14 protein-coding genes are annotated in these 12,760 nt (G+C 69.8%); 9 read left to right on the forward strand and 5 right to left on the reverse strand.

Translation table 11 applies throughout. From position 1 onward, the window contains the following. The first annotated feature begins 190 nt into the window (after positions 1-190). Positions 191-1,489, forward strand: a complete 1,299-nt coding sequence (locus ACWGI6_RS28345) for an acyltransferase family protein (protein WP_453270144.1) — start codon at positions 191-193, stop codon at positions 1,487-1,489. Between the two features lie 212 nt (positions 1,490-1,701). On the opposite strand, the gene ACWGI6_RS28350 is transcribed toward ACWGI6_RS28345, so the two are convergent. From ACWGI6_RS28350 to ACWGI6_RS28360, 3 genes are all read right to left on the reverse strand, one after another. Beyond that, positions 1,702-2,175 (reverse strand): RidA family protein, encoded by a 474-nt coding sequence (locus tag ACWGI6_RS28350; RefSeq protein ID WP_453270145.1) that lies wholly within the window; start codon positions 2,173-2,175, stop codon positions 1,702-1,704. Then, positions 2,172-3,011 carry a DeoR/GlpR family DNA-binding transcription regulator gene (locus ACWGI6_RS28355; RefSeq protein ID WP_393909226.1) on the reverse strand — a complete coding sequence of 280 codons (840 nt, stop codon included), beginning with the start codon at positions 3,009-3,011 and terminating at the stop codon, positions 2,172-2,174. The genes ACWGI6_RS28350 and ACWGI6_RS28355 overlap by 4 nt, the downstream gene beginning before the upstream one ends. 227 nt (positions 3,012-3,238) lie before the next feature. Next, the gene (locus ACWGI6_RS28360; protein ID WP_453270146.1) at positions 3,239-3,937 is read right to left on the reverse strand and encodes a spheroidene monooxygenase; all 699 of its coding nucleotides are present in this window, start codon (positions 3,935-3,937) and stop codon (positions 3,239-3,241) included. Positions 3,938-4,077: 140 nt separating this feature from the next. Between ACWGI6_RS28360 and ACWGI6_RS28365 the strand changes: the two genes are divergently transcribed. Next, positions 4,078-4,749 carry a TetR/AcrR family transcriptional regulator gene (locus ACWGI6_RS28365; protein ID WP_453270147.1) on the forward strand — a complete coding sequence of 224 codons (672 nt, stop codon included), beginning with the start codon at positions 4,078-4,080 and terminating at the stop codon, positions 4,747-4,749. A 6-nt stretch (positions 4,750-4,755) separates the two neighbouring features. Here the strand turns inward: ACWGI6_RS28365 and ACWGI6_RS28370 are convergent, their stop codons facing one another. Together ACWGI6_RS28370 and ACWGI6_RS28375 are read right to left on the reverse strand one after the other, a co-directional pair. Further along, positions 4,756-5,790, reverse strand: a complete 1,035-nt coding sequence (locus tag ACWGI6_RS28370; RefSeq protein ID WP_453270148.1) for an alpha/beta hydrolase — start codon at positions 5,788-5,790, stop codon at positions 4,756-4,758. 96 nt (positions 5,791-5,886) lie between these two features. Next, positions 5,887-7,569, reverse strand: a complete 1,683-nt coding sequence (locus tag ACWGI6_RS28375; protein ID WP_453270149.1) for a bifunctional 3'-5' exonuclease/DNA polymerase — start codon at positions 7,567-7,569, stop codon at positions 5,887-5,889. 464 nt (positions 7,570-8,033) lie between these two features. Here ACWGI6_RS28375 and ACWGI6_RS28380 point away from each other — a divergent pair, with 464 nt between their 5' ends. From ACWGI6_RS28380 to ACWGI6_RS28410, 7 genes are all read left to right on the forward strand, one after another. Continuing rightward, positions 8,034-8,279, forward strand: coding sequence for a chaplin (locus tag ACWGI6_RS28380; RefSeq protein ID WP_329174559.1), 246 nt, complete (start codon positions 8,034-8,036; stop codon positions 8,277-8,279). A gap of 246 nt (positions 8,280-8,525) precedes the next feature. Beyond that, the gene (locus tag ACWGI6_RS28385) at positions 8,526-8,924 is read left to right on the forward strand and encodes a rodlin (protein WP_453270150.1); all 399 of its coding nucleotides are present in this window, start codon (positions 8,526-8,528) and stop codon (positions 8,922-8,924) included. A 365-nt stretch (positions 8,925-9,289) separates the two neighbouring features. After that, positions 9,290-9,523, forward strand: coding sequence for a chaplin (locus tag ACWGI6_RS28390; RefSeq protein WP_329174554.1), 234 nt, complete (start codon positions 9,290-9,292; stop codon positions 9,521-9,523). A 268-nt stretch (positions 9,524-9,791) separates the two neighbouring features. Next, the gene (locus ACWGI6_RS28395; RefSeq protein ID WP_453270151.1) at positions 9,792-10,079 is read left to right on the forward strand and encodes a hypothetical protein; all 288 of its coding nucleotides are present in this window, start codon (positions 9,792-9,794) and stop codon (positions 10,077-10,079) included. 319 nt (positions 10,080-10,398) lie between these two features. Then, positions 10,399-10,797, forward strand: coding sequence for a rodlin (locus tag ACWGI6_RS28400; RefSeq protein WP_453270152.1), 399 nt, complete (start codon positions 10,399-10,401; stop codon positions 10,795-10,797). 458 nt (positions 10,798-11,255) lie between these two features. Next, entirely contained in the window at positions 11,256-11,651 is a 396-nt protein-coding gene (locus ACWGI6_RS28405) for a rodlin (RefSeq protein WP_453270153.1), read from the forward strand. Between the two features lie 142 nt (positions 11,652-11,793). Next, a complete protein-coding gene (locus ACWGI6_RS28410) occupies positions 11,794-12,414 on the forward strand; it encodes a chaplin (RefSeq protein WP_453270154.1) in 621 nt (206 codons plus the stop codon). Positions 12,415-12,760 lie beyond the last annotated feature (346 nt).

Below are 12,760 nucleotides of genomic sequence, written 5' to 3' on the forward strand. Positions count from 1 at the left end.
CGTCGCGTGTGGCCACCACAGACGGGGATTTACGTGATTCCCGCCGCGGGGCTAAGGTGCCTGAGATGTTCGACGCCGCCACACTCCCCGTAAAAGAACTAAGACGCAGGATTTGGCTTTTGGGTTCCGATTTGCGGCCCGGCGCGGGCCAGCGTCCAGCTCCTCCTCTGGGATCGCTCCGGGAGGCTCCTTGAAAAACGATTTTCCGGCATACGGCGAACGGCGGGTGCCGCTTCCCCCGCCCCGCCAGATGCCGCAGGATGCGCTGAGTACGACGGGCGCACCGGCGCGGGCCGGGACCGGCGGCGGGACGGCGACGATGGCACCGGCGGCGACCGCCTCCGGCCCGTCGACGGTCCGTCAGCCGACGGCCCCGGGCGGCACTTCGCATGCCAGGCCCCGTGGCCATGCCAAGGGCCGGGGCGCGGACCGTGCCAAGAATGCCGAGGCGGTCGACGCCAAGGCGAAGCCGCGCGACGCCTTCTTCGACAATGCGAAGTACCTGGCCATCGTGCTCGTGGCGATGGGCCACTCCTGGGAGCCGCTGCGCGACGGCAGCCGGTCGGCAGCGGCGCTCTACATCACCGTCTACGCCTTCCATATGCCGGCGTTCATCATCATCTCCGGCTATTTCTCGCGCAGTTTCGATATGCGCAAGGACCGGCTGCAGCGGCTGATTACCGGCGTCGCCGTTCCCTACATCCTCTTCGAAGTCGCCTACACGCTCTTCAAGAGGTGGGCGGACGATGATCCGGGTTATCCGATCAGCCTGATGGATCCCTGGTATCTGACGTGGTTCCTGGCCGCCCTGTTCATCTGGCGGCTGACCACTCCGCTGTGGAAGATCGTGCGCTGGCCGGTCCCGCTGGCCCTGGCCGTCGCCGTGCTCGCGTCCATCTCACCGGACATCGGCGACGATCTGGACCTCCAGCGGGTGCTGCAGTTCCTGCCGTTCTTCGTGATCGGGCTGTCGCTGCGGCCGGAGCACTTCAGGCTCGTACGCCGCAAGAAGGCGCGGATCCTGGCCGTACCGGTCTTCGCCACCGCGCTGGTCTTCGCGTACTGGGCGGCGCCGCGGATGAACGCCGCATGGTTCTACCACCGCGACGCCGCGCAGGAGCTGGCCGCCCCGTGGTGGAGCGGTGCGGTGATGACGCTGGCGATGTTCGGCTGCTCACTCGTGCTGGTGGCCTGCTTCTTCGCCTGGGTTCCGGGGCGCACGATGTGGTGCACGGCGCTGGGCGCGGGCACTCTCTACGGCTATCTGCTGCACGGCTTCCTCGCCAAGGGGTCGCGCTTCGGGGACTGGTATGAAGCGGACTGGATGCACACCCCGTGGGGTGCGGTGGTGCTGACGCTCATCGCCGGCACCGTCATCACGCTGCTGTGCACACCACCTGTGCAGCGGATCTTCCGGTTCGCCATGGAGCCCAAGATGACCTGGGCGTTCCAGAAGGACCCGGTGGGGATGGCCCGCGGCCGGAACTGAGCGGTCGCGATCCGTACGAGGGATCGCGACCCGCGCCGAGGGCCGCGATCCGCGCCGAACGTGGTGACGCGTCAGCGGTGGGCGACGGAAGCGTACGTCTGTGAACAGCGCCAGGGGCGCTCGTTCCACCGGGAGACCGGCGGGGCGGGCGCCCCTGGCGCGTGGGGAGGGGCAGCGGCCGGGCGCCGGCGTCGCGCCCGGGAAGACCGCCCTCAGCGGACGACGGCGATGCCTTCGATCTCGACCAGGGCCGTCTCGTCCCACAGGCGGGTGGCGCCGATCACGGCCATCGCCGGGTAGTCGCCGCCGACCAGGCGCTTCCACACCGCGCCGAGTTCGCGGGCCCGGCGGCGGTAGTCGGCGACATCGACGGCGAAGACGGTGAGCTTGGCGAGGTCGGACGGGCCGGCGCCGGAGGCCGCGGCGACGTCCAGGAGATTGGTCAGCGCCCGCTCGAACTGCTCGACGATGCCGTCCCCGACGATCCGGCCCGACCCGTCGAGAGCGGTCTGTCCGGCGAGAAAGACCATGGTGCCCGGGGCGGCGCGCACGGCATGGCTGAATCCGGTCGGCGGCGCGAGATGCGGCGGATTGATGCGCTCCAGCCCGCCGCCCGATGCCGCGCCGTGTTCACCGCTCTCGGCACCCGTCTCCGCACCCACGCTCGTCCCGCTCTCGTCACTCATCCCCGCCGGCTCCCCTCCGCTGCCAACTCGTATCGCACACCCAGGGATTGAAGCGCGTCCTGTTCCTCCTGGGGAAGCTCTTCATCGGAGATGACGAGATCGAAGTCGGCCAGCGGCGCGAGTTCGTAGAGTGCCTGGCGGCCGAACTTGGAGTGGTCCACCAGCAGCACTTTGCGCCGGGCCGCGGCCATCAGCGCGCGCTTGACCAGGACATTCTCCTGGGCCTGGTGGTAGCAGTGGCCGTTGTCGACCGCGGAGGTGGACAGAAAGGCGACATCCGCGCGGAAGCTGCGGGCGATATCGGCGGTGGACATGCCGAGGAAGGCGTTGAACGCCGCGTGATACTCGCCGCCCAGCGCGATCACCCGGATATCGGGCTCCTCGGCCAGTTCGTTGATGACCTGCAGGGAGTTGGTGATGACGGTGTAGGCACCCCGCCCGGAGAGCGCGCGGGCCAGCGGCAGCGCCGTACTGGAGTCATCGATGATCACGGCCTGGCCGGGCTCGGCTATGGCCAGTGCGGCCGCGCAGATGGCTTCCTTCGCGGCCACCTGCTCGTTGCCGCGCCAGCGCGCGTTGGACTCGAAGAGGGCGTTGGGCGCGGCCGTGGCGCCGCCGCGTACCTTCCGCAGCCAGCCCTGATGCTCCAGGGTGTCCAGATCGCGGTGCACCGTCATCTGGCTGACCCCGAGTTCCTGGACCAGTTCCTCGATGGTCACCTGGCCCTCGGCCAGCACCCGGTCGGCGATCCGCTTGCGGCGGTCCCTGGGGCTCAGCTTGGTGACCGACGCATCAGTCGCGACCGATACGTCGGCAGCCCCTTCGGTGTCGGTCAACGCTGGTCCCTTCCCGGATCGAATATCGGCCGTTCGCCCGTGGTCGGCCCCTACCCGGGGAGTTTAGGGCGTGCCCGGCGGATCCACGCGGGCCCGCGGCTCCCCATGGGGCCGCCGGGCCGCACGCCGGGCGACGGAGGCCACCTGGTGCCGCACCCGCGTGCTTTCCAGCTGCACCCGCGTGCCTCACGCTGCGGGGCAAAACAGCCGGCTGTGGGTCAGAGAATTCAGGGGGTGCGCGATGCCCTCGCGGCCGCTGCCACCGGCTCATGGCCGTCCAGCGTCCCCTGGGCGCCGTAGGGCCGGCAGCGCAGAAACGCCGACTCGTGGTGGAACGGCCTCGCCCGGTGCTCCCCGACCGCTTCCCTGTGGGCGGGCCGGTCGGCGCCGTAGGCGTAGTGGCGCATCGCCGACATGCTCTGCCAGAGGGAGAACGTGCCGACGAAGCGGGGCGGCCTGGCCAGGGCGACCGAAGCGATCATCGAAGGGTCGGCCGCGGCCCGGCCGGAAGCCCGGGAATTGGCGCGCAGGAACGGCAGTGCGCGGCGCAGCCGCAGCTGCCCGAGGGTGAGGACGACGACCGGTCCGTCCTCCTCGTCCCGCGCGGCGTCGGGGTCGATCTCGACCGGCATCGGGGGCCACGAACCGGAGATCCGCAGCGGCTGCAGTCGCACCTGCCAGCCGCCGGCCAGCCGTCGCGGCAGCGGGTCCTCGGCGAGGAAGCGGTCGAGCGCGGCATCGTCCTCCCACGAGGCGAGCAGTGCGGCCCGGCCGGGGCGCAGCACGGGCGGACCGGACGCGATGGCGCCGGTGAGCGTCGTCTGGGCGTACCGGAGGCCGGGGGTGGTGTCCGGCCGTGGGCGCTCGCGGAGGACGGCGCGCGCGTCGCGCACACCGATGTCGGCGAAGTGGACGGAAACGATCACGATGAGCCCCCGTACCTAGTCCTGCTGACGAAGTTACTATGCGTATACCATGTGGTACACGATCCAGTATCCTTCATCGCAGCGGCCATGGCGAGCCGAAAGCACCAGCCGGAACAAGCCAGATCGCAGGGTGGGAGCGCATGAGCGAGATCGACCGGAGCCGGGCCGCGCGCGCCGAGGCCAGGACGCGTATCGAGGACACGGCCGCCCGGCTGTTCGCGGAGCGCGGCTTCGCGGGCACGACCATCGGGGAGATCGCCGCCGAAGCGGGCCTGAGCAAGCCGATGCTCTACCGCCACTTCGACTCCAAGCAGGAGCTGCACCTCGCCCTGCTGGAGCGGCACCGCGATGAGCTGGCCGCCGCCCCGATCCGCGAACTCCTGCACGGCGAGGGTGATCTGGCCACGAGAATGACGGCGATGTACGACGCCTGGTTCGGGTATGTGCAGAGCCATCCGTACACCTGGCGCATGATGTTCCGGGACACCACGGGGGACGCGCAGGTGGCGGACTTCCACCGTGAGCTGCAGCGCAGACAGCGGGAGACGGATGTGGCGCTGCTGCGCGAGTTCGTGCCCGGCGTCCCCGAGGCCGAGCTGGAGCCCCTGGGCGAGGCGATCCGCAGCTCGCTGTACGGACTCGCCCTGTGGTGGCTGGAGCGGCCCGACCGCCCACGCGAGCTGCTGGTCGCGACGATGGTGCGGATCACCCGTGGCCTGATCTCCACGGTCGATGCCCCTGGCGGCGAGCACCGGGGCAACGGGACATCGACGAGGGAGGGCACCTCCGGTACGCCGGACGGAACGGACTGAACGGGCTCACACCACCGCCGGACACACCGGATGGAGCGCCGCCCTCAACTGCCCCGTCCAGTGCGCCGTCATCTCCCTCGCCACCCGGGTGTCCGGCGCGAACAGCTCGAAGCCGTGCCAGGCACCGGGCACATTGCGGACCGTGACCGCCACCCCCGCATCCATCAGGCGCCGGGCGTAGGCCAGTCCCGCCTCGCGCATCGGATCGAGATCGCAGACCAGGACATAGGCCGGTGGCAGCCCCGACAGCTCGGTGGCGCGGGAGGGTGCGGCATACGCCTCCGCCTGTGCCGTCCCCTCCGGAAGGTAGTGCTTCCACGACTCCTGGACACCGCGCCCATCGAGCACCCGCGTATCCAGGGCACTCTCCGTCGGCGCCTCGTCCGCCCCGACCCGGTCATCCAGATCCGGGACGCACAGCGACTGATGGGCGAGCGCCGGCCCGCCGCGGTCACGGGCCATCAGGGCGACCGCCGCGCTGAGACCACCGCCCGCGGACTTTCCCGCCACCGCGATCCGCCCGGGATCGATGCCCAGCCCGGCGGCCCGCCCGGCCACCCATTCCAGGGCGCGATAGCAGTCCTCCACCCCGGCCGGATAGCGGTGCTCCGGGGCGAGGCGGTATTCGACGGTGATGATGACGGCGGGCAGCGCACGGCAGAGTTCGATGGCCACGCGGTCCTGTCCCGGCAGCGACCGGCCGAGGGCGAACCCGCCCCCGTGGAAGTGCAGTACGGCGGGCAGCGCGCTCCCGGGGGCGTCCCCGTGCGTGCCCTCTCCCGGGGCGGCGCCCACCGCCCCCTCCGGACGGTAGACCTCGACCGTCAGCGCGCTGCCGTCCGTCCGCGGGATGCCGAACCGCTCGCTGCACACGCCCGTACGGTCGGCCGGGAAGGCGGCCAGCATCGCGTGGAACCCGTCGCGCGTGGCCTCGATGTCCTCATACGGATCGGAGAACTGCGGCAACGCCTCAAAAGCGGCTACGAGTTCGGGATGCACCCGCATCGCGGTCCGGTCATTCGTCTCGGGCTGGACGCTCATACGGGGTGCTCCTCGTTCAGGACGGACGTACCACTGCTTCTGCTCACGATCCCCGCCTGCACGCCCGCACCGGCCCCGCCGTGCCGGCCGCCCCGCTCACTTGGCCTGCGCATAGCACTCCACCACCGCCGTGGTGAACGGGAAGCGGACCGGGGTCTGCCCGAAGGCGATCCGGCCCGCCGTCACGGCGGCCGCCGCGATCGCTTCGGAGACCGTCGCCGCCTCCTCCGCGGGGCAGTGCACGATCACCTCGTCATGCTGGAAGAAGACCAGCTCGGCGCGGAGACCGCCCTCCGACAGTGAGCGGCGCAGCGCGGCCAGCAGCAGCAGGGCCCAGTCGGCGGCGCTGCCCTGGACGACGAAGTTGCGGGTGAACCGGCCGCGGGCGCGGGCGGCCGCCGAGCTGGTGCCGTAGGCCGGAGACTGCTCCTCCTCCTGGGGCAGGCCCGCCTCGTCGGGTGGTGCCACGGACGCGGGCGGGCAGGTGCGGCCCATCCAGGTGCGCACCAGCCGGCCCTCCTCGCCCGCGCGCGCCGCGTCGTCCACATACGCCACCGCGGCCGGATAGCGGCGGCGCAGGTCGGCCATGTGCTTGAGGGCGTCGCCGGACGTCTGGCCGTAAATCGCGCCCAGCAGACCGAGCTTGGCCCGGGCGCGGTCGCCGCCGAACGCGCGGGCCGCCAGATCCGCGTACAGATCCTCACCGCTGCCGGCGACCTCCATCAGGCCCCGGTCGCGGGAGATGGCCGCCAGCACCCGGGGTTCCATCTGGTCGGCGTCGGCGACCACCAGGCGCCACCCCGGGTCGGCGAGCACGGCCTGCCGGATCACCTTGGGGATCTGCAGCGCACCGCCGCCGTTGGCGGTCCAGCGGCCGGAGACCGTGCCCCCGGGCAGATACTCGGGGCGGAAGCGGCCGTCGTGCACCCACTGCTGGAGCCAGGTCCACCCGTGGGCGGTGTACAGGCGGTAGAGCGTCTTGTACTCCAGCAGCGGTGCCACCGCGGGGTGATCGATCCGCTGCAGCTCCCACTTACGGGTCGAGGTGAGCGAAATCCCGGCGCGGGCAAAGGCCTTGATGATGTCGTTGGGCAGATCCGGGCGCACCCGCGCGCCCGCCCCGAAGGCCCGGGACACCTCATCGGCCAGCTCCGCCATCCGGCGGGGCTCCCCGCCGCCCGGATAGCGCTCTCCCAGCAGTCCGTCGAGCAGCTTGCGGTGCACATCGGCACGCCAGGGCACCCCGGCCCGCCCCATTTCCGTGGCGACCAGCATGCCGGCGGATTCGGCGGCGAGCAGCAGCCGCATCCGGTCGGGATGTTCCGCTTTCTCCGTACGCGCCAGATGGCCGGCGTAGACCTCCAGCAGCGCCGTCAGCTCGTCCGTGCCGGGCGGCAGCGGCACCGGGCCCGGGTCGAACAGGGACGGCTGGGTCTGTGCCGTACGGACCGGCGCGTCCTGCGGGACGGGCAGGCCGTGCAGTCGCGCCCAGGCGGCGGCCAGCGAATGCGGCTGGCCCGACTGGCCCTCCTCGTGGCCGATCAGCAGCGTCTCCGCGGCCTCCACGTCATAGCACCGCTCGACCCGCACCCCCGCCGCCAGCAGCCGCCGGTAGATCTCCGAGGTGGACCGCCACACCCACCGCTCCACCTCGGGCCGCGAGCGCACGGCCTCGGCGAGCGACGCCTCCCGCAGCACCGGTCCCGCAGGCCGGCCGTCCCGGGCGAGCGGGCAGAGACGAGCACCCCCGTCGCCCGTCTCCACCACCGCCCATCTCATGTTCCCGAGTCTTCCACCAGGGTCTGACATTCGCCTTGACCAGCGAAGACGACACGACCCCGGCCCTCACGGCAGCGAGAGCGCGGCGGCCCGTCGTCCGCCCCTCGGCGGCGTGCCCCGCATCGCCCAGGGCCGTTCCAGGGGCCGCGGCGAGGGCCCAGGGAAGCCGTCCGCGGCACCAGATTCTGCTGCCCCAACCGCTATGCCGGCACCGGCGCTTGGGCCACCCCCCTGACGCCAAGGCACGCGACGCCACCGACAATCGGCCGCATACGGAGGGGGATTGGCGTCCCGTGCAATCATGAGGCGACCGGCGACAACGCGTCACTGCGTCCTTTCGGACACGTGAGCCAGGTATTCACTCGATTGAACCGCTACCTTTGTCCCAGTTGGTGAGTTGAGCAGCTTGTCGCTCTAAGCGGCACGTACAGATACCTGAATGCTGCTCAGTGAAGAGGTTCACCGTGAAGTTTGTCTCGAAGGCCGCCGTCCTGTCCGCCGCCGCGGGAATCGCTGTTGTGGGCGGGGCCGGTGTGGCCAGTGCCCATGGTGGTGCCGGCGCGGCGGGTGTCGCCCAGAACTCCCCCGGTGTTCTCTCCGGGAACCTCATCCAGGTCCCCGTCGACGTGCCGGTCAACGTGTGCGGCAACACCATCAACATCGTCGCCCTGCTGAACCCGGCGTTCGGCAACACCTGCGTCAACGCCTGATCCCCGTGTAGCACTTGAGGCCCGGCCCGCATTCGGGTGGGCCTCTCGACGGCAAAGGCCGGTACGAGTTCTTCGTACCGGCCTTTGAAATGCCAAAAAGGCAACCGGAAGGCGGACTTGGCCCGGGCGCGGTGATAAGTATCTATGGTTTCGTGGCATTCGGGTGAAACGGCGAAACCGCGCCCCCAGAAGCGAGTTGACCAGTGCGCTCCGGATACGGGCACTCCGCTTCGAGAAGGGTAAATCGTGATCAAGAAGGTCCTGGCCACGACGGCTGTAGCCGCGTCCGTCGTCGGCATTTCGGCGGCGGTCGCCCCCCAGGCGATGGCGATCGGAAACCACAACGGCACCTCCACGGTCAACGGCAACGGTGCCAAGAGCGCGTTCGGCAACTCCACCACCGTGGGCAAGATGAGCCCGCAGCTGGAGCTCGTCCAGGGCTCGCTGAACAAGCCCTGCGTCGCTATCAACAAGGTGCCCGCTCACATCCTGTACGCGTTCCACGTCTCCGACGTCGACCTGCTGTCCAACCCGCAGAACCAGCAGTGCACGGAGAACTCGACGCAGGCCAAGGGCGACGAGCCGCTGTCGCACATCCTCGACGGCATTCCGGTCCTGTCCGGGAACGGTGTCGGCAACCACTGAGCCGGCCCATCGGCCGCGGGCCTGGACCGCCGGCTCTCCTTTCCGGAGCGGTCCGGGACCTGCGGCACCCCGTTACGAATCGCAGGGACGAATCGTCCCGGGCTCCTTTCGGTAGGAATTCGTATCCGACGGGCGACCTGACTGTTCGAACTCCGGTGTTTTTTCCGCGTTGTATGCGCGGTGGCAATCTCCAGGAGCGGCCTTGCGTCGATCGGGCGATCCCGCCAAAAAACTCCCGGCAAGAGTTTCGTGCACGAGGAGAAATCGTTACCAATATCGGCAGCGGTGTTACGGGCGAGCAGAACAGCGCCCGTGCGACACGACGGTCGTGTTCGCTACGGACCCGCTGCAAGGAAGGGCTGAAAGTGAAGTACGCAAAGGTCGCAGCGATCACTGCCGGAACGATCATGGCGGTGGGCTCGGCTGCGCCGGCGTTCGCCGACGCGGGTGCCGCGGGTGGCGCCAAGAACTCGCCCGGTGTGCTCTCCGGCAACGCCATCCAGGTCCCGGTGCACATCCCGGTCAACCTCTGCGGCAACACCGTCAACATCGTTGCGCTGCTGAACCCGGCGTTCGGCAACAACTGCCTGAACCACTGACTCGAAGGAATTCGAGCCGTGTCCATGTGACCCGGCCCCGATGCGCTTCCCCCTGTGCATCGGGGCCGGTCGCTGTCCGGTTCCTGTACGACGGGTAATACGGCCGCGCCTTTCGGGTGGCATTGCCAAGAAGCGCGGACTTCAGAGTTTCTCCTTGCGACAGCACTCGTTAATCAACGTGAATGCGGTGACCCGAGCAATCGAAGTGAATGCTCGCGCGGCACTTGTGTCGCGGAACCGTCAAGCACCGCCGAAGGGACAGTTGAAAGTGAAGTACGCCAAGTCTGCTGCGGTTGTTGCCGGTTCCGTCATGGCGCTGGGCGTGGCCGCGCCCGCATTCGCCGCTCAGCCCGGAGCTCCGACCATGAGCCTCAACGGCGGACTGAACGATGCGCTGAGCAGCAAGCAGCTGGACGGCCACCAGCTCATGCCACTGGTCAGCACGGTCAAGACCGCGCAGGGCAAGATCGGGTCGACCAACCCGAAGAAGCTGCTCCGTGGCGTTACCGGGGCGACCAAGAAGGCCCCGCTGCTCGGTGGACTTCCGCTGAAGTAAATGCCGGGCGCGCCGGCGGCGGGTGGCGAGCGGAGCCGTCCGGCCCGGGGCGGCGACGTCGATGCGGACTGCACCACACCCGGCCGCGCCCGGTGAGTGCGACGCGGTATCGGTATTCCGTATTACTCGGCGTCGGATTTGACGAGGCCGGCGCTCCGGCGCACCCCGAATGTTCCCTTAAGGCTTCCGGCCGTGATCCCGATCGGAAAAACGGATCAGACCGGCCAGCTCATTTGAGTGAATGAGGGCAACCAAAAACATCCCTGTGAGTTGGGCAGACTGCCCGGCCCAAGGGCATCCCGAAACACGAAGGACCAAAATGATCAAGAAGGTTTTGGCGACCGCGGCAGCGGCTGCCTCCATCGTCGGTGTAGCCACAGCTGCGGCCCCCGCGGCGATGGCGATCGGTAACCAGCACGGAACGTCTTCCGTCAATGGCAACGGTGCGCGGGAGTACTTCGGCAACTCCACCACGTACGGCTACATGAGTCCGCAGATCGGCCTGATCCAGGGCTCGCTGAACAAGCCCTGCATCGCTGTGGGCAAGCTGCCCCTTCATGGCGTCGGCCTGGGCCACCTCAGTGACATCAACGTTCTGTCGTCGCCGCAGAACCAGCAGTGCACCGAAAACTCCACCCAGGCCAAGGGTGACGAGGCACTGTCGCACATCTTCGACAACATCCCGATCCTCTCGGGGAACGGCGCCCACAACCACTGACCCTGGCCAACAGCACCCGGGCCGCCCGGTCCTCCTTCTTCCGGGCGGCCCGGGTTTCTGCTGTCCGGCACCGGGGCGGAAATGTTATTCCCTTGTGACTGAACTCCGCTGCACCGGATCGTTAGGAATGATGTGTGGAGGGAAGCGTGCCAATGCCCTTGCGAGTTTGATGGGGCTGCCAGGGCATTGGCAAGCTGTCCGAAATGGAGCGGGGCCTGTGGACCGCCCACCGGCAGCGCAGGCTGCGGCACACAAAAGCCAACTGACGCGCCGGCGCGATAAGCCGGCCGTGGCTGTATCCGAATTGATGCACCCGCGGTGGCAGCGATGACGGGTGACGCCCTCCCGGTGGGCCTGGTGCCAGCTATTCGGGTGATGGTGCAGAACTCAATCCGGTATGGCGGGTTGTTCAAACAGGGCTCCCGTTTCGGGAGTTCCTTCTCCTGAAGGGTTTCGTGATGAAGAAGATGTTCGCGGGCGTGGCTGTGGCGGCGTCGCTGGTCGGAATTTCCGCTGCGGCCGCTCCGCAGGCCATGGCGATCGGTGACCAAGAGGGCACCAGGACGGTCAACGGAAACGGCGCGCAGTCGGTTTTCGGTAACTCCACCACGCGCGGCAGTCTGAGCCCCCAGCTCGGCCTCGTCCAGGGCTCGCTGAACAAGCCCTGCCTCGCTATCAACAAGGTGCCCGTGCACCTCGTGCACGTGGCTCATGTCTCTGACCTCAACCTGCTGTCCAACCCGCAGAACCAGCAGTGCACCGAGAACTCGACGCAGGCCAAGGGCGACGAGCCGCTGTCGCACATCATCGACGACATCCCGATCCTGTCCGGGAACGGTGTCGGCAACCACTGACGGCCAACGGCCTCGGCCGTTCCACCGCTTGTGCCCCGGGCGGCCGGCGCCGCGTATGCGCTGCCGGCCGCCCGGTCGTACGAGCAGAACGGGGGGTGCGGGCGGCGGACCGTACGCAACGACTGCAGAGGAGGGACGAGAGATGCGACAGAGCCTGAAGACGTGTGTGTTCGTGGCGGCGGCGTCGGGCGTGGTGCTCGGCGCGGGCGGCGGCGTGGCGTACGCGGATGCCGGCGCCGGGGGTGGCGCGAGGAACTCTCCCGGGGTGCTGTCCGGGAACAACATCCAGGTGACCGTGGACGCCCCGGTCAACGTGTGCGGCAACTCGGCCGACGCAGGCGCTGCGCTCAATCCGGCCATGGGCAACGGGTGCGGGAACGGTGCGCCGCACGCGCCGGCCCTTCACCAGACGCCGCCGGGGCAGCGGGGGCCGGTGGCCCAGCGGCCACCAGGGGCCGAGCAGGCCCCGGGGGTGCACTGGACGGCCCCGGAGCCGGAGCACCGCGCGGACCCGGAGCGGCGGCCGGCCCCGGAGCGGGCCGGGCACCCTGCCGCGGCGCCGGTGAAGCCCGCCCCCGGGCCCGCGCCGCGGCCCGCGCGCGAGGCGCGGGTGGGAGCGGTGGAGCGGGCCGGGGCGTCGGCGGGCTCCGCGCTGCTGGCGTCCACCGGGCCCGGCGAGCTGAGCTTGGTGGCCGGTGTGGGCGGTGGGCTGCTGGTGGGCGGGGCGCTGCTGCTGCGGCGTACCCGGACGCGCCGTAGATGAGCGCGGGCCGCTTACGGAGGGCCGGGCGCGGCCCGGGCAGCGGGATCGGCGGCCGGCCGAGCGGGTCCGGCGGGCCGCTCGGCCTGGGCCGCCCGGTCGAGTCTGCTGCCGGCATCGCCGGACGACTCGACCGCGGGCCCGTCGTACCCGTGCCGCCGGGCGGCGCTGCGGCTGGAAGCCGCCCTGCGGGTCGTACGACGGATCGTGCGGATCAACGCGTGAAGACCGTGTCCGGCACGGGAAGGATCGTTCTTTCGCTCGTTGGTGGGGACCCGTCTTCCGGGTGTTTGAAGTGGGGCGGAACCGGAAGCACCGCGGGGCCGTGCCGCTCGCTGCGGCCTCTGGC

This window comes from Streptomyces sp. NPDC054786 (assembly GCF_053611685.1).